Consider the following 19,816-nt stretch of genomic DNA (forward strand, 5'->3'; position numbering starts at 1 on the left):
GCCATGAATAAACGACACGTTCTTCTCCTGACCGCCGTGCTGGGCATGGCCGCCCTCCCCGTCCTCGCCCAGTCGTCGGCCCCCACCGACGCGCAACTGCGTACCGACAAGATCACGGTGGAAACCGGCACCTACACCGGCCCGCTGTCCAGCCTGCTGGCCGCCATCGCCAAGACGGCCGGCTACGGCCTGATCCTCGACACGGATGTCGACCTGCAACAGACGCCGGCCACCACACCCACTTCCGGCGCCGCCACGCCTGCTCCGACGGGTCGCCCGGTGGTGTACTCCTTCAAGGACAAACCGTTCAACGAAGTGTGGCCCCTGCTGATGGACGTGTACGGCCTGAGCTACGAGGTCATTCAGGTGGGCGGCCAGCCGGTGCTGCGCGTCGGCAATGCCCCCATTCAGCGCATCGTGAATCTGAAGAACGCCGACGCTAAAACTGTCGTGGAACAAGTTAGTCGCCTATTCGGTGAGCCAATAGTTCAAGACAACCCACAACGGGATGCTTCAGGCAATGTAGTAGGTTTTAATAAACAGATTGTCGGTTACAAATTTAATTCACCCTCACTGAAGATTGTTGGGGACGATAAGACAAATAGTATTGTCGTCATTGGTACGAATAAAGAAGTCATTGATGTTATAAATGCGATTCAAAATGTTGATGTTCAGGAAAGGACTGTATCTGGATCAAAAACATATATTGCCAATAAAGACACGGCATCTGTTGTTAAATTCATTGAATCTACCGCCCCCGATATCAAAGTAACTACTTTTAGCGGAACTAACAAAATTTTCCTTGAAGGCCCAGAAAAACGTCTTAGTTACATTGATGGATTGCTAAATCAGTTCGATCTAGCAGAGATTGCAACTAAGGAAAATGACCCATCACTTATCCAAACGGTTAGAATTGTTTATACTGCCAAGTCGGGTGCAGCAAATGCCAATAATCTAACTGCCGTCCTATCAAGCCAGTTTCCCAGAGTTCGTTTCACACCACTGGCAGGAACAGCAAATATCATTCTCAATGGTACCCAATCTGACATTAAAGAGGCCCAAAGCCTGTTAGCTCAGATTGATATTGCTCCAGCCACCGCGCCCACCACCGTGCAGCGCGTGTTTCAACTGGTGAACGCCAGCGCCGAGGAAGTCAAGGCCACGCTGGAAGGCACCCTGCAAAAGGAAGTGACGAGTACCGCCCAGCGCGGCACCGGCACCACCCTGCTGGACGTGAACGGCAACCCCATCAGCGCCCTGGTGCCCCCCAGCCAGCAGGCCAGCGCCGACGCGCAGGGCCTGAAGACCACGGACCTGAGCGGCACCACGCCAACCACGGCGCCCGACATGCCGAACATCATCGCCGACAAGCGCACCAACACCATCATCGTGCGCGGCACGCCGCTTCAGGTGGATCAGGTGGCGGAACTTATTCCGCAACTCGACAAGGTGGTGCCGCAGATCAACGTGCAGGTTCGCATTCAGGAACTGACCGACTCGGCGACCCGCAGCCTGGGCCTGAACGCCAACCTCAACTTCGGCGGCTTCAGCATCGGCACCTCGTCGGGCACCGGCCTGGCCGCCACCTTCGACCCCACCAAGACGCTGATGGGCTTCAACATCTTCCCCACCCTGACGGCCCTGGAAACCCAGAACCTGGCGCGCCGGGTGTACGACGGCAACGTCACCATGCAGAGCGGCCAGCGTGCTCTGGGCGGCACGAGCCAGACGGAAAATGCGTCGTCCACCGCCGCCGCCTCGGTCAAGTCGGGCGGTTCGCTGGAAATCAACATTCCCAGCCAGGCGGCCAACATTCCCAGCATTCAGAAAACCATCGATTACGGCGTGATTCTGGATTTCTTCAGCCCGCAGGTGGCCCCAGACGGCACCATCACCGTGCGCGTGCGCGGCAAGGTGAACACACCGCCGGCCAACATTACGGCCAACAACATCCCCTACGTCCTGAACTTCCAGAACAGCGAGGCGCAGAGCCTGGTGTCCTTCAAGAGCGGCGAAACGCTGCTGCTGGCCGGCCTGATGGGCAACACCGCGGCGAACGGCAGCACCGGGATTCCCTACCTGTCGAAGTTCGGTATCGGTGGAACGACCACCAAGGACAGCAAGTTCTCGCAACTGCTGGTCATCATCACCGGCACCATCGTCAAGTAAGGTTCGGGTTCGGGCAGGCGCTCCCTGGTGGGGCGTCTGCTGTTTTTTGGCTGTACTTTTGATGGCCGTGTGGCTTTTGTTTGGTCAGGGGCGCGTTTTCCAGGCGGCCAGGCTCTAGAGTCGGTCTTATGAGGTACTTGACTGCCGGGGAGTCGCACGGGCCGCAATTGACGGCCATCATCGAGGGGTTGCCTTCGCAGTTGCCGCTGGGCAAGGGGGACATCGATCCGTGGCTGCGCCGGCGTCAGGGCGGGTACGGGCGTGGGCGGCGCATGGTCATCGAGACGGACGAGGCCGACATCCTGAGTGGGGTGCGTTCGGGCCGCACGACGGGCGCGCCGGTCACGCTGGTGATTGCCAACAAGGATCACCGCAACTGGACGGAGATCATGTCGCCGGAAGCAGGTGGGGAGCCGCGCAAGAAGGCCCTGACCGATGCGCGGCCCGGTCACGCCGACCTGACCGGCGGCATCAAGTACCGCCACCGGGATTTGCGCGATGTGCTGGAACGGGCCTCGGCGCGGGAAACGGCCGCCAGGGTGGCGGTGGGCAGCGTGGCGCTGAAGTTGTTGTCCGAACTGGGCGTGCAGGGCGCAAACTTCGTGTCGAGTCTGGCTGGTATCGAGACGCGACAGGCATTCAGCTGGGACGCGCTGGACGCCATCGAGGACTCTGACCTGCGTACACCCGACGCGGACGCGGCCGGGCAGATGCGCGAGCGGATCGATCAGGCCAAGAAGGACGGGGACACGCTGGGCGGCATTCTGGAGGTGCGCTTCCGGGGCTTGCCGGTCGGTCTTGGAAGTTTCGTGCATTACGACCGGAAACTGGATGGCCGGATTGCGCAGGCGTGCCTCAGCGTGCAGGCCATGAAAGGCGTGGAGATCGGGCGGGCCTTCGAGAACGCCATGAAACCCGGCAGCGGCGTGCACGACGCCGTGTACTACCGCGAGGGCAGCTACGCGCGCGACACGAACAGCGCGGGCGGCCTGGAAGCCGGCATGACCAACGGCGAGGAGTTGATCGTGCGGGTCGCCATGAAACCCATCGCCACCCTGATGAAGCCCCTCCCCACCGTGAATGTCGTGACGCACGAGCCTTCGGACGCGGCGCGGGAACGCAGCGACACCACCGCGGTGCCGGCAGCGGGCGTGATCCTGCAGTGCGTGATCGGCTGGGTGCTGGCCGAAGCCCTGCTGGAAAAATTCGGTGGGGATACCCTGCCCGAATTACAGGAGCGCGTGGCCGCCGCCCGGACGTTCGCGCGGGAGTACTGAGCTGCCGACATGCTGGAACCAGCACTGGATGAGAACGTTCGAAACAGCCTGGAGACGCATCTGCTCACTCTGGATCAAGCTGAAGTTCAGCCTCTCCCGGACAATTGTCTTAAACTGTCCCCCATGTCAAATTCCGGCCTGATCGAGCGACCCGTCACCTGGGTGGCCCTGGCTGGGTTCATGGGCACCGGGAAAAGCCGCGTGGGCTGGGAACTCTCTCGGGCGCTGGCGCTTCACTTCGTGGATACCGACAAACTCATCACGCGCGTGGTGGGCAAAAGCATTCCCGAGGTGTTCGCGCAGGAAGGCGAAGGCTACTTCCGCGCCTGCGAACACGAGGTGGTGCAGCGTGTCACGCGGCTGGAACACGCCGTGATCAGCCTGGGGGGCGGCACCTTCATTCACGAGGAGAACCGCCGCCGCCTGCTGCAACGCGGCCCGGTGGTGGTGCTGTGGGCCACACCGGAAACCGTATACCAGCGCACGAAAAACAGTGACCGCCCGCTGCTGAAGTCGGAAGATCCCCTCAGCAAAATCAAGAACCTGATGGACGAACGCGAAAGCATTTACCGCGAGGGCACCATTCACGTTCACAGTGACGGACGACCCAGCGAGGAGATCGTCGAGGAGATTCTCGAGCGCCTGGAACGCTGGGCCGAGGTGCATCAGGCCTGGCCGGAGATCACGGAAGCGGAGTGGAGCGACTGTGTCACCGATTGAGGGGTCACGGATTGAGGGGTCACCGACTGAGGGGCGGACGGTCGAGGTCGGCGGGCCGCACCCGTACACTGTTCACGTGGGTGCCGGGTTGCTCTCGCAGATCAGGGTCAAAGAGCGTCAGGTGGCCCTGATCCACGCTGAAGATCTGCCGGGCGAGTACGTAAAAGAGGTGGAGGCCGGCCTGCAACCTGTCGTGACGGTGCGCGTCCCCGCGCGTGACGCCTGTAAAACGCTGGACGTGTACGCGAACGTGTTGTCACAACTGGCGCAGGTGAACCTGCCGCGTGACGGCGCGGTGATCGGTCTGGGCGGCGGGGCCGTGACGGATCTAGCAGGGTTCGTGGCCGCCTCTTACCTGCGCGGGGTGGCTTTTTACACCCTGCCGACCACGCTGCTGGGCATGGTGGACGCTGCCGTGGGGGGCAAAACAGGCGTGAATTTACCCGAGGGTAAAAATCTGGTGGGCGCCTTCTGGCCGCCGCAAGCCGTGTGGTGCGATACCGACACCTTGACCAGCCTGCCGCCCGCCGTATTCCGTGAGGGCGCGGCGGAAGCCTTCAAGCATGGCCTGATTGCCGATCCGACACTCCTGACCCGTGTGCTCGACCCGGAATTCAGGCCCGGCGGCGCCCTGCTGGAAAGCACCCTGGCCGATGCCATTGCCGTCAAGGCCGCCGTCGTGACCCGTGACCTGACCGAGCAGGGCGAACGGGCGTTCCTGAATTTCGGTCACACACTGGCGCACGCCCTCGAGGGCGTTACGCATCAGGGCATAGCGCACGGCGAGGCGGTGGGGTACGGCATGCATTACGCCGCCATCCTCAGCCGCGAGATGGGCGGCGCCGACCTGACCGGGCACACACGGAAGTTCCTCGACTGGCAGCAGCCCACGTCCCTGCCTGCCCTGAAGTTCGATGAGGTGACGGCTTACATGAACCGCGACAAGAAGGCCGACAGCGACGGCGTGCGCTTCGTGCTGCTGCGCGATGTCGCCCAGCCTTATCTGACGAGGGTGCCGGAGGATGTGCTGCGCCGTTCGTTCGGGGAATGGCTGGGGCAGATTCAAACTCGCTGACAGGGGCTGAACAGGTATCCTGCTCCTATGCTGCTGGTGCTGAACGGCCCGAACCTGAACCGCCTTGGCCTGCGTGAACCTGGTGTGTACGGCACGCAGACGCTGGAAGACCTGGAACGCCAGTGCGAGACGTGGGGCGCGGAGCTCGGCGAGGCCGTGACCTGCCGCCAGAGCAACTTCGAGGGACAACTGCTGGAGTGGATTCAGGAGGCGCAGGAGCAGGGGTTCACGGGCATCGTGATCAACCCGGGGGCCCTGACGCACTACAGTTACGCGCTGCGGGACGCCATTGCCGGCCAGGCCGTGCCCGTGGTGGAGGTGCATATTTCCAACGTGGATGCCCGCGAGGAATTTCGCCACCACTCCGTGACGGCGGCCGTGTGTAGGGGGAAAATCAGCGGCCTGGGCTTTCTGGGCTACCGCCTGGCGATGGAGGCCCTGACCGAACAGGAGTGAGCCCGATGGCGGTTGAATCGCCCACTTGGGCGATGAAACCCGACCAGCGGGAGATGCTGAAAGACGCGCCGCGGAAGATGGGTCAAAAGCTCTCTTTTGGTTGGCCCCCGGCGTGTAAAACGAATTCCGTTTGTTTCGTTCACCCACCTGAACGTCACTGGTTGGTTCACTCCACGTCCGGAACCGTTTTTCTCCTTCTCGCTCCGCTCGGATTGAACCGTTTTATAAACGATGAGGTAGGAGTTGGTGTAAATGCTCCGTCAGGCGCTCTCCGGTGTTCTCATGCTTTCAGGCGAGATACTGACAGACGTGAAAAAGACCCTGATCACCCTGACTGTGCTGACCGCGCTGGGTGCCGCTTCGGCCCAGACGGCGCAGGACATCATCAACAAAGTGGACGCCACCCAGAAAGCCGCCAAAGACGTTTCTTTCCGCCTCAGTGGCACGGCCAACTTCGAGACCCAGTCGCAGAAGATCGACCTGACCGTGAAAAGCATCCCGGCGCAGAAACTGGCCCGCATTCAGTTTATGGCGCCGGACGCCCTGGCCGACAATATCGTGGTGGCCGACAGCAAGGAAGTGCGCCAGTACATGTTCCTGACCAACCAGATCACCGTGACCCCCCTCAACAAGGCCGCCAGTAGCGTGGGTATTTCCGGGCTGGACTTCAACAACCTCGGCAACACGTCCGACATGCTCAAAAGTTACAACGTGAAATTGATCGGCACGACGGGCAGCGCCGGCAGCCGCGTGTTCCAGCTGGAAGCCACGCCCAAGAGTGGCAGCGCCGAGAAATCGCGCGTCTGGATCAGCGAAGCGGGCTGGCGTCCGAACAAGATTCAGGCCTTCGACAAGAACGGCAAACTGGTGGCCGACATGACCATCAGCAACTACAAGGTGAACAGCGGCCTGACCGCCACCGCCCTGAAATCCCTCCCGAAAGACGCCCAGATCATCAAGCAGTAAAGCAAAAGCGAAGTTCAAAGAAGCTCCCGCGAAGATGGGGGCTTTTTTTGTGCCATGAGCAGCAGGTCAACCCACCCTTCTTTTCCTATCAGCTCCGATCTACACCGGATCACCCACCCCCGACCTTTCACTTGCCATGTTTCTCAGGTCTTCTGGACAGTTCCTGGGTGGTGGCACGTTTTCTTTATGGTCATTTCGTAAACTGCGGGGCGTGAGTGGATCTGAGAAGAAGACGGTGGCGATCGTGGGAGGGAGTGGCTACGCGGGCGGGGAGTTTTTACGCCTGGCGCTGAATCACCCGAACCTGGAAGTGACGCAGGTGACCAGTGAGCGCAGTGCGAATACGCCCGTAGGCATGGTTCACCCGAATTTGCGTGGGCGCACGAACCTGAAGTTCAGGAAGGCCGCCGACCTGGACGAGGCAGACATCGTGGTGCTGGCCCTGCCGCATGGCAGCGCCGCCAGGCGCCTTGCAGAGTTCGAGCCGAAAGGCAAAACGCTGGTCGACCTGAGTGCGGACTTCCGCCTGAAAGACCCGGAGGTTTACAAGGCCGTGTACGGCGAGGATCACCCCACGCCGGAGAAACTGAAGGACTGGGTGTACGGCAACCCGGAACTGCACCGTGAAGACCTGAAAGGCGCGACCCGGATTGCCTGCGCGGGCTGCTTCGCCACCAGCGTGATTCTGGCGCTGTACCCGGTGCTGAAGCTGGGCGCGCTGGCCCCAAAGGACATCATCGCCACGGGTCTGGTGGGTTCCAGTGCGGCAGGTGCCAGTGCCAGCGATTCGTCGCATCACCCGGAGCGGGCGGGGAGCCTGCGCGTGTATAAACCCGTAGGTCATCGGCACGGCGCGGAAGCGAAACAGGAACTGCCGGGCAATTTCCCGCTGCACCTGACCGCCATCAGCACGCCCCGCGTGCGCGGCATTCTGACCACTGTGCAGGCCTGGGTGCCGGACGGCTGGAGCGAACGCGACGTGTGGAGCGCCTACCGCGAGGTGTACGGCGCTGAGCCGTTTATTCGCATCGTGAAGGTCGCCAAGGGCATTCACCGTTACCCGGATCCGATGCTGCTGGACGGCACGAACTACTGCGACATCGGCTTTGAGATGGACCCCGACACGGGCCGCGTGGTGCTGATGAGCGCCATCGACAACCTCGTGAAAGGCACGGCAGGCCACGCCATCCAGAGCCTCAACATCGCCAACGGCTGGGAAGAGACCACCGGACTGGAGTTCGCCGGGTTGCATCCGGCGTAACAGGAATCAAAGAGAGCAGCGGAGGCTTTCACGCTCTTCGCTGCTCTCTTGTCTGTGCAATTTTTTCTGCGTGGTCTTTTCTGGGCGGTCAGCGGCTGGCGATTTTCAGGCGGCGTTCCATCTGGTCCGTGAAGAAGGTCAGCACGGTGGTCAGCGCGAGATACACGGCGGCAGCGACCAGCAGCGCGGGAATGGGCTGGAAGGTGCTGCTGCGCACCTGATCGGCAATGCGCAGGATTTCCGTCACGGCGATGGTGGCGGCCAGCGAGGAATCCTTCAGCAGCGCCACGATGTTGTTCACCAGCGCCGGCAGCGCGAGGCGCAGGGCCTGCGGGAGCACCACCGTAGTCATGGTGGACAGGCTGCCCAGGCCCAGCGAGCGGGCGGCCTCGACCTGTCCACGTGGCACGCCCTGCACCCCGCCGCGCACCACTTCAGCGTTGTAAGCGGCGACGTTGAGGGCGAGCGCGAACACGGCCGCGACAAACGCCGAGCCGAGTTCCAGGAAAGGCCAGGTGTCCGCCCATTCCAGCAGTTTTCCGAAAGGCGGAAACAGTTCAGGCAGGGCGTAGTAACTGAACAGCAGCTGCACGAAAAGGGGCGTGCCGCGCACCACCCACACGATGAAAGTACAGATGGCGGAAATGAGGCTGCCGATCCAGTAGGCGACACTGCCGCGCGTGTTCACGAACAGGGACGTGTTCGCCATTTTCCCCAGCCCCAGGAGCACGCCCAGCACCAGCCCCAGCACCCCGGACACCAGCGTCAGGTAAAGCGTCGTTTTGGCGCCGGACACGAACAGGGCGGCGTTCTTGGTAATCGCTTCGGGCCAGACCGGCAGTTGCAGCGCCAGCGTAATCAGCCAGAACAGCACCAGAAACGAAACGATGGCCCCGATGACCCACAGCAGCAGGTTGCTGCCCGGAGCCGCCTGACGCGCAGGCACGCTTCTGGGGGTGGTCATCGGGACGCCCTCACAGGCGGGAAGGTCAGCCTTGACAGCAACAGGCGTGTGAACATTGCGGGAATCATGTCATATTTCACGGTTGCGGAAAACAGGTGGAGCAAGAACAGGCAGGAGGGCTGGCCCAGACCCGCGCCGACTCTCCCGTGCCCATCATAAAAAACCGCCCGGAATGGGGCGGCTTTCTTGCTGACTGGTTTACAGCGGAATGTTGTCGTGTTTCTTGTACGGGCGAGTCTCTTCCTTGTCGGCCAGCATCTCGAAGGTCTGAATCAGGATCTTGCGGGTGTCCTCGATGGCGATCACGTCGTCGATGTAGCCCTTCCCGGCGGCAATGTACGGGTTGTCGAAGGTGTCCTTGTACTCGGCGATTTTCTCGGCGCGTTTGGCGGCCGGGTTCTCCGATTCCTTGATTTCCTTGCGGTACACGATGTTCGCAGCACCTTCCGCGCCCATCACGGCAACGGTGGCGGTGGGCCAGGCGTACACGGCGTCGGCGCCCATGTCGCGGCTGTTCATGGCCAGGTACGCGCCGCCGTAACTTTTGCGAGTAATCAGCGTCACTTTGGGCACGGTGGCCTCGGCGTAGGCGAACAGCATCTTGGCCCCGTGGCGGATAATGCCGCCGTACTCCTGTTGCACGCCGGGCAGGAAGCCGGATACGTCCACCAGGGTCAGGATGGGCACGTTGTAGCAGTCGCAGGTGCGGATGAAACGGGCGGCCTTGTCGGACGAATCGATGTTGAGGCTGCCGCCCATGCTCTTGGGGTTGTTGGCGACGATGCCGATGCTCTGACCGTTCAGGCGGGCAAAGCCGACCACGATGTTTTTGGCCCAGTCGGGTTGAATTTCCATGAATTCGCCGCCGTCCACGATGTCCTTGATCACGTCGTGCATGGCGTAGGCCTTGCGCTGGTCGGGCGTGATGACGCTGAGCAGGGGGTCGTTGCGGCGGTCGATGGGGTCCGTGCATTCCACACGCGGCGCCTTCTCGCGGGCGTTCTGCGGCAGGTAACCCAGCAGGTCTTTAATGCCCTGAATGACCGCCTCGTCGCCGTCGAGGGCCAGGTGCGCCACGCCGCTCTTGCGGGTGTGCACGTCCGCGCCGCCGAGCTGGTCGAAGGTGACTTCCTCGCGGGTCACCGTTTTGATCACGTCCGGCCCGGTGATGAACATGTAGCTGCTGCCCTTGCTCATCAGGATGAAATCCGTGATGGCGGGGCTGTACACCGCGCCACCGGCGCACGGCCCGAGAATGGCGCTGATTTGCGGCACCGAACCGCTGTAGATGCTGTTGCGGTAGAAGATTTCGCCGTACCCGGAAAGGCTGTCCACGCCTTCCTGAATGCGGGCACCGGCGCTGTCGTTCAGGCCGATGACTGGGCAACCGGTCTTGGCGGCCAGGTCCATGATTTTCGTGACCTTCATGGCGTTGCGCTTGCCCAGGGAGCCGCCCAGCACCGTGAAATCCTGTGAGAACACAAATACCTGACGGCCATTGATGGTGCCGCTGCCCGTGACGACGCCTTCGCCAGGGCTTTCCACGCCGTCCATCAGGCGGTTGCGGGCGTGCTGCACGAAGGTGCTCATTTCCAGAAAGCTGCCAGGGTCGAGCAGTTTGTCGATGCGTTCACGGGCGGTCAGCTTGCCGCCCTCGCGCTGCTTCCTGGCGCGCTCCGGGCCGCCGCCGGCTTCGACGTAGGCCCGCTTTTGCTCCATAGTGGCGATGAGTTCCTGAAGCTCGATATTCGGCTGTGTCATGCGTCTAATCTACCCGGATTGCCGCAGGCGAAAGCGGCAATCCGGGTGACTGTCCTGGGAACACGGCCGCCGTTAGACCGGGTCAAAGGGCAGGATTATAATTTGTGTTCTCGTAACACTGATAGGTCACGTTCTGTAGCGATTTGCGAGGCTCATCTGCTGAGATGACGACGGATTAACCTCTCTGCAGCAGCTGAGGAAGCAGCGGCAATGGTGAACTTCTCTCAGGAGCGGGGCCGGCCGCTGTTTGCCAGAGCGGTGCCGGGGCCGTATTCGTACACGGCCTGCCACGGTTTGTAGTTGGTGGTGGTACGGTCGTATTTCACGGCGCCGCTGGCGTCCTTGATGGCGCGGGTGATGTACAGGTTGTAGCCGTCCTGCGCCCAGTCCACCTGCGCGACCCGCCCACCCAGAGCCGGGTTGTACACGTACTTGGCCGGTGGGTGCGCCTGGCGCGACAGGATCACAGCGGGGCTGACGGATACGCTGCGCTGGGGTTTGACGGTGCCCCACACTTCCACCACCAGGGTGCTGGTCTTGTTGTTGTTCTGCGTTTTCAGCATGATCGTGCCGCCGGTATCGTTCTTCAGCTTCAGGTCGACGCCAGGGTCGTACACGGCGGCCTCGAAGCCCACCTGCGGTTCGTAGTAGCCCACGCGGTAGGAGTGCTGGTTGCGCTCCACCACCGGCAGCCCCGCCTGGTACAGCGCGCGGAAGGTGGTGGTGCTGACCTGACACACGCCGCCGCCCAGGCCGTCCACGGTGCGCCCGCCGCTGATGATCAGGCCGCCCACGAACCCGTTGTCGGGGGTAATGCCGCCCAGCGCATTCAGGAAACTGAAGACTTCACCGGCGGGCACCACCGCACCGTCGATTTTCTGGGCGGCGTTCGCCACGTTGGTGCGGCGCTCGGGGCTGCTGTGGTAGTAGGTGCTGCGCCCCACGGCGATCAGTTGCAACTTGTTCGGGTCGGGTAACTGCGCCGCCGTGAGTTTCGGCTGGGCCACCCTGGCCGGGAACACCACGGCCCTGGCGTCCGGGTCGACCAGAGCTTTCTTGAACACGTCCAGCGCGGCGGCCCGGTCGACTTCATGCCCGGTCTTCTCGGCCACGCGCACGTACTTGCCGCCCTGCCAGGCGTAGCGGGCGTCCCGGGCGGGTTCGTTGATGTAGCCCGATACGAACTTGAAAGCCCTGTCGATGGTGGCCGGGTCGAGCACGATCCCTTCGGGCTTTACCCAGTACAGGTCAGCGACCTGCAATGGGGAAAGCACGCCGGTGCGGGTGGTGCCCTCCAGTTTGAAGACCATGCGGCGCATCAGGCGGTTGCCCTGATCGGCCAGTTTCTGGAGGTTCTCGGCGGACTGCGGGGACTTCCAGGTGATCAGCGGCAGGGTCAGGGTGGACACGTTCGGGTTGTCCTTGAAAGTGTTCACGGCGCTCTTCACGTCGGCCTGGCGGCCTGGCGTGTCTGGGGTCAGCACGGCGTACTTCAGGGTCTTCTTGTCGAAGCCCAGCGTGGCGGGCCTGGGCTGGGTGCCCAGCGGCGCGGTCAGTTTCGAGAGGGTGGCGGCAGTCTTGCCGGTGTCGACCGAGGTGATCAGCGGGAAGCTCTGCGGTTCGGCACGGCCCAGGGCGCTCTGAAGGCGTTCCAGCATGCTGCGTTCCTGCGTGTAGGCCTGGGCGGGCCGCAGGCTGGCGCGCGGATCGATCTGCCAGCCCAGGGCGGTGCTGGTCAGCGTCCAGGTCTGGTCGGCGGCCTTGACCGTCACCGGGCGGCCCTTGCCGACGGCAGCATCACGTAGGCGCTGTGCGGCCGCGTCCGGGGTCAACCCGCCCACATCCACGCCGCCCACCCGCACGCCGGGGGCCAGCGTACCCGTGTCCTGGGTGGCCACGCCCATGGCCAACGCGCCGCCCAGCAGCAGCGCGGTAATCACCCCACCAATTGCATATTTCATCCCCACTGTCATCACTGACCAGTGTAAGGAATGCCGCGCCGCAATGATGAAAGCGGGCCGGACAACCCTGCTGCATAAAGAAAAGAGAAGGGGGATGGGCAGGCCGACTGAATTGACCTGCCCATGCTAATCACTCCACGCGCTGCCCGCAAGAACGGCCCGCAGACACGCCCGAAGGCCGTCTGGCACGCCGCCTAGCGGCTGTCGCTGCCGATGCCCAGGTTCTCGGCAATGGCTTCAGTGACTTTCTTCTGGGTGTCCTGCACCTCCACGGCCACGCGCTGACCGTCTTCCAGATCCATCACGAAGTGGTCGCCGTCCAGCCGCACGCGCGAGAGGATCTGTTCCTCACCTTGCGGACGGGTGCTGGCCCGCAGCTCCACGTACCGGCGCATGGGCGTGCGAATGACCTTGGGGGCCAGCACTTCCTCGACCTGGAAGATGCCGCCGGAATTGTTCATGGTCACGTCGATCAGCACCGGGGCGTTTCGGCCGCGCTCGATGACCACCTCGTCGACGGCCAGGGCACTGATGGAGTGAATGTCCACGCTGCCCAGCGCAAAAGCCTTGCGCCCCCGGCCCTTGGTGATGTCCGAACCGTCCGCCACCGCCGTGATGCCGCCCTCCAGCGTCAGCGGCGGCGGGTTCAGGTCGTGGCAGTTGATGGCCCCCAGGATGAACGAGCGCACCTTCATGCGCTTGAAGGGATCGGGGTACAGCGGCCCCATGATGCGGTCGATGATCGGCAGGGCCAGCGTCACGCCGTGCGCTTCGTGCCCCACCCGGTGAATCTGGTTGCCGATGTCGTGCAGCATGGTGCCCAGAATCACGGTCAGGAACACGTCGTCGGCGTCGCCTATACCGCTGTCCATCAGGTCCGGTTTCACGCCGGCATCCAGCAGAAGTTCGGTGATGGCCAGGCTGGCCGCCCCGGTGATGAAGGCGTGGACGCGCCCGTGGTCGTTGTAACCCAGTTTGCGCATGGTGATGTAATTCGCCATGTCCCAGCACGCCAGCGCTTCCGGATCGGCGCGGAGCTGCTCGTAGGCGGCCAGCGCCCGCGGGTAATCGGTCAGGTCCTGACGGATGGCCCCATCGGCTTCCTCAATCAGCTTGGACCTGGGCGTCGTGAATTCCACCACGCGCGACGGTGGCTGAGCGGCCTCGGGCTGGGGGGCCCCGGGGTGGGGAGCGGCGGGGTGGGGCAGCGCTTCACTCGTCACGTCCTGGACGGTGCCGCCGGACACGCTCAGGCGGAACTTATGATCCTTACCGCGCCTGACCTGACTGGGCGCCGTATCACCCCCTTCCTGAAGGTCGTTCGGGCGCGCATTCTGGAGGTCGCGTTTCATTCGCCTTTGAACTCGGGTTTGCGTTTGGCCAGGAACGCCCCGGTGCCTTCCTGAAAGTCGGCGGTCGCCACCGCCATGCCGAACAGGTCGGCTTCTATTTCGCACCCGGCGTCCAGCGTGGTGTCCAGGCCGCGCCGCACCGCCTCTTTCACCAGCGAGAGGGCAATCGGGCCATTTTTCACGATGTTCTCGGCAACTTCACGCGCCTTGGCCAGCGGTTCGTCGGCCAGGTAATTCACGACGCCCATCTGCAGGGCTTCCTCGGCGCTGATCTGCCGGGCCGTGAGCAGCAAGTCCAGCGCGCGGCCCGCACCGATCAGGCGCGGCAGGCGCTGCGTACCACCGAACCCCGGAATAACGCCCAGCGTGACTTCAGGCAGGCCCAGGCGGGCGCGGGGGGACGCCACGCGGATGTCGCAGGCGAGGGCCAGCTCAAACCCGCCGCCCAGCGCAAAGCCGTTGATGGCGGCAATGACGGGAATAGGCAGGTTGCTGATCTGGCTCATGACGTCCTGTCCGGCCAGCGCCACCTCACGGCCCGCGTACACACCGTCCAGCCCGTTCAGTTCGCTGATGTCGGCGCCGGCCACGAAGGCCTTCTCGCCCGCTCCGGTGATGATCAGCGCACCGATTTCGGCGTTGTCGACGATCAGGTCGAGCGCCTCACTCATCTCACTGAACGTTTCGCTGTTCAGGGCGTTCAGGGCCCTGGGGCGGTTCAGCGTCAGAACAGCCAACGGACCGTGCTGGTCGATGGTGAGGTTCTCGAATTCGTATTCGTCCATGTGCGGAATGTCCTGCGGATTTTGCGTCATGCCCCCATGGTGACATGAACGGCGCGGCAGGACGGACGGTAGCCGTTCGCAGCAAGCCGGGACTCAGCCGCCCAGCTCTAGGCAAAATCCGTCCATTTCTTGAGGTCAGGTGATGCAATCCCTGAAATGGCCCATCACGCACCGCCCGCATTCCCAGAGTGAGCACGGCGCGACCACATGAAAGTCCCTCTCATGAACACCGAACGTAAAAAAAGCTGTGCCTTTCTCATCCAAGGAAGGATTTAAACGGCAAGATAAGCAATTCCAGCTCACATCACAATCTCCCTTTTACACATTTCGTTCTCATTGTGCCTGGTTCTCAATCAGATTCGCGCAAAGGACGGGTCGCTCGGTCTCATCAGCAGACAATTTTTCACAGACTCCTCATTCCAGCTGACTAAGTTGAACGACAGGAAAGTCGGTTCTGAGCGCTTCACGTGCTCATTTTCGACGCAAGGAGACCAGCATGCGTAACACCCTCATGATTTCGTCCATTGTTGCCCTGAGCCTCGGCGTTGCCGGCGCACAGACCGCCCCGGCCACCAGCACCCCCGCCACCACCACGGCCGCTCCCGCCCAGGTGACCCTGAGTGACGTTCCCGCCGGCCACTGGGCCAAGGACGCCGTCGACAAGATCGTCTCCTGCGGCCTGATCCAGGGCTTCCCCGACGGTACCTTCCGTGGCAACGAAAACCTGACCCGTTACCAGGCCGCCCTGATCTTCCACCGCCTGCTGACCAGCGGCGCGATGGCCCAGTGTGGATTCAGCAGCGGCGACATGACCACCATCGTCAACGGCATGCAGGAAGTCAGCACAGAACTGGCCGCCATCAGCACCCGCGTCGGCGACCTCGAGAAAGCCAACGCTGACCAGGCCGCCCGCATCGCCGCCCTGGAAGAAAAAATCGCCGGCCTGAACACCGGTGCCGCCAGCGCTGACGTGACCGCCCTGACCGCCCGTATCGACGCGCTGGAAGCCGCCATCAAGAACATCCCGGCCGGCCCCCAGGGCCCCGCTGGCCCGGCCGGCCCCCAGGGCCCCGCTGGCCCCCAAGGCCCGGCCGGCACCGCCGCCGCTCCTGCGCCCGCCACCAGCACCACGACCACCGTGGTGACCGAACCCGCCACCCCCGCCGCCAGCACCACCGTGGTGATCGGCGACGTGGCGCCTGCCATGGCTGACAAGAACCTTTACGCCGGCCTGAGCTTCGGGGCCAAGATGTCGGATGTCGACACCAAAGCCTGCAAGAGCGGCCTGCGTGGCAACGGCGCAGACGCGGGTTACTGCACCACTGTCGGCGGCATGATCGGTTCCAAGAGTGTCTTCGGCCCCATCGGTGCCCGCGTGGCCGTGGATTACAACATCGGTCAGAAAGCGGTGAATGCCGACCTGGCCGCCACCTACAACCTGGATCTGGGCACCAACCTGGGCGTGTATGCCGGCCTGGGCCTGGGCCTGACCGCCAGCCCCACCTACACCACCACCGGCACGGCCGGCAGCACCACCGACATGTACGGCCTGGGCCTGGTGGGCGTGGAATACCGCTTCACCGACAGCATCGCCGCCTTCGTGGAAGGCAACGGCCGCTACTACCTGAGCAACAAGGGCACCGGCACCGGCATCAGCGGTGACGCCAGCAGCACCACCCGCGGCTTCAACGGCGCCGTGAAAGCCGGCGTGAAGTTCTACTTCTAAGCCTCTCCTGCCTCATAGACCCCCTTCCTTGGGGGTCTTTTTTATTGCCAGCGGCGCTGTCCTGAGCGTTCCCCTAGGCGCTTGCTCTACACTGGGGGGATGCGTGCGTTGTCCTTTCTTCAGGTTCTGCTGCTGCTGGGTCTCCTGGCTTACGTGCTGCTGGTGGCCCTGGAAAATCCCATCCTGCTGCGGTTTCCTCTGCCGATGGGGCGCGGGGAATGGCTGGTGCCGGGCGGTCTGGCCCTGGGCGGCTTCGCGGTGCTGGGCGGGCTGTACGCCACGCTGCTTTTCCTGCCCGTGCTGGCGCGGCTGCTTCAACACAGCAGAATGGAAGCCCGGACGCTGCGCAGCCTGGAAGACCGCCTGGCCTCTACCCTTCAGGCCAGGCTCGCGGCGCTGCCCAGCGAACCAGGCGAGAAGGTCGGCGAGTGAAGCCCCCCGAAAACTGGGTGCTGGCACGTCCGGCCAGCCGGGCCGAATTGCTGCGGGCCATGCGGCAGTGGCGGGTGGCGCCACCCCTGGCGCAGGTGCTGGCCGGCCGGCACCTGACGCCGGAATTGCTGCGCCCGCCCCTGGCGCTGACCCCCAACCCCGGTCTGCGGGAAGCGGCGGAGCGAATCGTGGCCGCCATCCGCGCGGGCAAACGCATTCGAATTCACGGGGATTACGACGCGGACGGCGTCACCGCCACGTCCATCCTGGTGCTGGGCCTGCGGGCCGCCGGCGCCGATGTCCACGGCTTTATTCCGCACCGGCTGAACGAGGGCTACGGCATTCACCTGAGCCGCGTCCCCGAGCACGCCGGGGCCTGCGACCTGCTGGTCACGGTGGATTGCGGCGTCACCAACCTCGAGGAAGTCCAGGCGCTGCTGGCGGCCGGCAAGGAAGTCATCGTCACCGATCACCACGCGCCCGGCCCGGACTTCCCCAGGTGCCTGGTGGTGCACCCGCATCTGACCGAGCAGTTCGACCCCGCCCGCCACAACCTGACCGGGGCGGGCGTGGCGTACCACCTGCTGTGGGCCGTGAACGAGGCGCTGGGCCTGCCCGAACCGCGCGCGCTGAGCGCCCTGGCGTGCCTGGGCACCGTGGCGGACGTGGCTCCGCTGGTCGGGGAAAACCGCGCCCTGGTGCAGGCTGGGCTGGAGGAACTGAACCGCACCGAACTGCCGGGCTTAAAAGCCCTGAAAGAGGGTCACCGGCTGGAGCAGGTGACGGCGCGGGACGTGGCGTTTATTCTGGCTCCGCGCATCAATGCGGCGGGGCGCATGGGGGAAGCCGAGCGCGCCCTGGAACTGCTGACCGCCGAATACCTGCATGAGGCGCAGGCCCTGGCCAGCTATCTGGAGACACGCAACCAGGAGCGGCGCACCTTGCAGGACACCATGTTCCGGCAGGCGCTGCAACTCGTGAACCCCAGCGACCCGGCCCTGGTGGTGACCCACCCGGACTGGCACGCGGGCGTGATGGGCATCGTGGCCAGCAAGCTGCTGGAAACCTTTTACAAACCTGTGTATATCGTGGCGCAGGGCAAGGGGTCGGTGCGCAGCACGCCCGGCATCAGCGCCGTGCAAGGTCTGCGCAACTCCGAGGATCTGCTGAAAAAGTTCGGCGGTCACCCGGGCGCCGCCGGCTTCTCGCTGGACGAGGCGAACCTGGCAGCCTTTCAGGAACGCATTCATGAGTACGCCCGGCAGTTCCCGGTGCCGGTGCCGACCATCCGGCTGGACGCCCCCCTGCCGCCGCTGGGCGCCACGGCTGAACTGGTCGCGCAGGCCGCCACCTTCGAGCCGTTCGGAGAAGGCATGACTCCGCCGCTGTGGCACGTGCGCGGCCCCCTCACCGAGCCCCGGCTGGTCGGCAAGAACAGGAACAGCCTGCAGTTCCGGCTGGGTCACCTGAAAGGTGTGAAGTACAGCGAAACCGACGCCACGCCCGGCGAGCGCGACCTGGGCACCCACCTGACCCTGAACGAGTGGCGTGGGCGCGTGAACCTGGAATTGCACGCCCAGGCCCTGCGCCCACCCGGAACCATCGCTCTGGACGGTGCAGATGGCCTCAGTGTGGAAGACACCCCGCGCCTGAACCCCAGGGAAGCGATGGGACGCCTCAGCGCGGGCGCCGCAGCCTACGCGCAGAACGGCGTGGTGGACTTCCTGCGCGACAACGTGCCCGGCGTGCAGCTGCTGGAAGTCGGTCAGGCGTTCCATGGGCCGGAACTGATCCTGTACGCCCTGCCGCCCGAGGATGACCTGCGCCGCTGGCTGGGCACGTCCCGCGTGGCCTTTGCGTTCGGGCCGAAAACCCTGGCGGAACTCGAGGGTTCGTTGACCCTGCATCACCTCGCGGCCCCGCCCGAGAACCCGCTGTCAGACGCCCTGAAGGACGAGGAACGTCTGGAACGCGCCGCCGACGCCTACCGCCGCTGGCAGTGGGCGCACCATTACCGGGTGCTGAACGACGCCGGCTGGGTGGCCAGCGTGTACGCCATGCTGGGCCTGGAACCTGGCATCCCCCGCCCGCTAGACGCCCCGGCAGAAACCGCCCACAGCACCGCCGTTCCTGTGGCCTGAGCCTCACCGGGCGCCTGGTCAGATTGACCCCTTTACCCAGTCATTTCCCTTGACAGGCGACGGGCACTGTCCTTACAGTTCCGGGGCGATGCCCCCCTCCCCTGCCCGCCCCCAGCACAGTGCCTCCCGTGACCGCCTGCCCATCAGGGCCGGCATTCAACCGGAGAAACCCATTGCGGGCGAGGTGGTCGAACTGTTCAGTGATGGGGCCTGCGACACCACCAAGGGGCACGGCGGCTGGGCCGCCATTCTGCGCTATGGCCAGAAGGAACTGGTGCTCAGCGGCAACGAGCGCGACACCACCAACAACCGTATGGAGATTCGCGGGTTGCTGGAGGGCCTGAAAACCCTCAAGCGGCCCTGCCAGGTGCGCGTCATTACCGACAGTCAGTACCTGCGCAAGGCCTTTACCGATGGCTGGATTCTGAACTGGCAACGCAACGGCTGGAAAACCGCCAGCAAAGAACCGGTAAAAAATCAGGACTTGTGGCTGGAACTGATCGCCCAGGCCCGCACGCACTCCCTGACCTTCGTGTGGGTCAAAGGACACGCCGGCCACGGCGAAAACGAGCGGGTGGATGAGCTGGCCGTGCAGGAACGTCTGAAACTGCGGAACTCGTGAGCCCTGATCAGCGATCCGGCATGTTGCGTTCTGCAACCAGGAAAGCATTCACCAGCTCATAAGAATCCCGATTGCCCTCAAAGTTAAATATCACGTCCAAGACGCCTTTTTCTGCTTCTGCCGTTTACGATGAGCAGCCATTCCATCC

The 19,816-nt window shown here is 63.7% G+C and carries 16 protein-coding genes; 11 read left to right on the forward strand and 5 right to left on the reverse strand.

Annotation, left to right across the window (positions count from 1 at the left end; all coding sequences use genetic code 11):
- Positions 1-3 precede the first annotated feature (3 nt).
- The 7 genes from E5Z01_RS12040 (at position 4) to argC (ending at position 7,924) form a co-directional block, all read left to right on the forward strand.
- The gene (locus tag E5Z01_RS12040; protein WP_135229586.1) at positions 4-2,169 is read left to right on the forward strand and encodes a secretin N-terminal domain-containing protein; all 2,166 of its coding nucleotides are present in this window, start codon (positions 4-6) and stop codon (positions 2,167-2,169) included.
- A 128-nt stretch (positions 2,170-2,297) separates the two neighbouring features.
- Positions 2,298-3,446 (forward strand): chorismate synthase, encoded by a 1,149-nt coding sequence (gene aroC, locus E5Z01_RS12045; protein WP_135229587.1) that lies wholly within the window; start codon positions 2,298-2,300, stop codon positions 3,444-3,446.
- A 123-nt stretch (positions 3,447-3,569) separates the two neighbouring features.
- A complete protein-coding gene (locus tag E5Z01_RS12050) occupies positions 3,570-4,166 on the forward strand; it encodes a shikimate kinase (RefSeq protein ID WP_119766626.1) in 597 nt (198 codons plus the stop codon).
- 76 nt (positions 4,167-4,242) lie between these two features.
- The gene (gene aroB / locus E5Z01_RS12055; RefSeq protein WP_240738350.1) at positions 4,243-5,241 is read left to right on the forward strand and encodes a 3-dehydroquinate synthase; all 999 of its coding nucleotides are present in this window, start codon (positions 4,243-4,245) and stop codon (positions 5,239-5,241) included.
- A gap of 27 nt (positions 5,242-5,268) precedes the next feature.
- Positions 5,269-5,697 carry a type II 3-dehydroquinate dehydratase gene (gene aroQ, locus E5Z01_RS12060; RefSeq protein WP_135229588.1) on the forward strand — a complete coding sequence of 143 codons (429 nt, stop codon included), beginning with the start codon at positions 5,269-5,271 and terminating at the stop codon, positions 5,695-5,697.
- Between the two features lie 309 nt (positions 5,698-6,006).
- Complete coding sequence (locus E5Z01_RS12065; protein ID WP_233554679.1) at positions 6,007-6,663, forward strand: outer membrane lipoprotein carrier protein LolA; 657 nt, start codon at positions 6,007-6,009, stop codon at positions 6,661-6,663.
- Positions 6,664-6,874: 211 nt separating this feature from the next.
- The gene (argC, locus tag E5Z01_RS12070; RefSeq protein ID WP_135229589.1) at positions 6,875-7,924 is read left to right on the forward strand and encodes an N-acetyl-gamma-glutamyl-phosphate reductase; all 1,050 of its coding nucleotides are present in this window, start codon (positions 6,875-6,877) and stop codon (positions 7,922-7,924) included.
- An 88-nt stretch (positions 7,925-8,012) separates the two neighbouring features.
- Here the strand turns inward: argC and E5Z01_RS12075 are convergent, their stop codons facing one another.
- The 5 genes from E5Z01_RS12075 to E5Z01_RS12095 all read right to left on the reverse strand — a co-directional run bounded on the left by E5Z01_RS12075 (position 8,013) and on the right by E5Z01_RS12095 (position 14,777).
- Positions 8,013-8,888, reverse strand: a complete 876-nt coding sequence (locus E5Z01_RS12075; protein WP_135229590.1) for an amino acid ABC transporter permease — start codon at positions 8,886-8,888, stop codon at positions 8,013-8,015.
- A gap of 198 nt (positions 8,889-9,086) precedes the next feature.
- Entirely contained in the window at positions 9,087-10,649 is a 1,563-nt protein-coding gene (locus E5Z01_RS12080) for an acyl-CoA carboxylase subunit beta (RefSeq protein ID WP_135229591.1), read from the reverse strand.
- 224 nt (positions 10,650-10,873) lie between these two features.
- On the reverse strand, positions 10,874-12,622 hold the full coding sequence (locus E5Z01_RS12085; protein WP_240738352.1) for a VanW family protein: 1,749 nt from the start codon (positions 12,620-12,622) through the stop codon (positions 10,874-10,876).
- Between the two features lie 182 nt (positions 12,623-12,804).
- Entirely contained in the window at positions 12,805-13,962 is a 1,158-nt protein-coding gene (locus E5Z01_RS12090; protein ID WP_240738354.1) for a phosphohydrolase, read from the reverse strand.
- The gene (locus E5Z01_RS12095; protein ID WP_338069146.1) at positions 13,959-14,777 is read right to left on the reverse strand and encodes an enoyl-CoA hydratase/isomerase family protein; all 819 of its coding nucleotides are present in this window, start codon (positions 14,775-14,777) and stop codon (positions 13,959-13,961) included. The genes E5Z01_RS12090 and E5Z01_RS12095 overlap by 4 nt, the downstream gene beginning before the upstream one ends.
- 466 nt (positions 14,778-15,243) lie before the next feature.
- Here E5Z01_RS12095 and E5Z01_RS12100 point away from each other — a divergent pair, with 466 nt between their 5' ends.
- From E5Z01_RS12100 to rnhA, 4 genes are all read left to right on the forward strand, one after another.
- A complete protein-coding gene (locus E5Z01_RS12100) occupies positions 15,244-16,473 on the forward strand; it encodes a collagen-like triple helix repeat-containing protein (protein WP_135229592.1) in 1,230 nt (409 codons plus the stop codon).
- A 99-nt stretch (positions 16,474-16,572) separates the two neighbouring features.
- Positions 16,573-16,905: a hypothetical protein gene (locus E5Z01_RS12105; protein ID WP_135229593.1), complete on the forward strand. Its 333-nt coding sequence runs from the start codon at positions 16,573-16,575 to the stop codon at positions 16,903-16,905.
- 59 nt (positions 16,906-16,964) lie between these two features.
- Positions 16,965-19,046 (forward strand): single-stranded-DNA-specific exonuclease RecJ, encoded by a 2,082-nt coding sequence (locus E5Z01_RS12110; RefSeq protein WP_135229629.1) that lies wholly within the window; start codon positions 16,965-16,967, stop codon positions 19,044-19,046.
- Between the two features lie 88 nt (positions 19,047-19,134).
- The gene (gene rnhA, locus E5Z01_RS12115; RefSeq protein WP_119765973.1) at positions 19,135-19,668 is read left to right on the forward strand and encodes a ribonuclease HI; all 534 of its coding nucleotides are present in this window, start codon (positions 19,135-19,137) and stop codon (positions 19,666-19,668) included.
- Positions 19,669-19,816: the final 148 nt, after the last annotated feature.

The organism is Deinococcus fonticola, from assembly GCF_004634215.1.
Taxonomy (GTDB): domain Bacteria; phylum Deinococcota; class Deinococci; order Deinococcales; family Deinococcaceae; genus Deinococcus; species Deinococcus fonticola.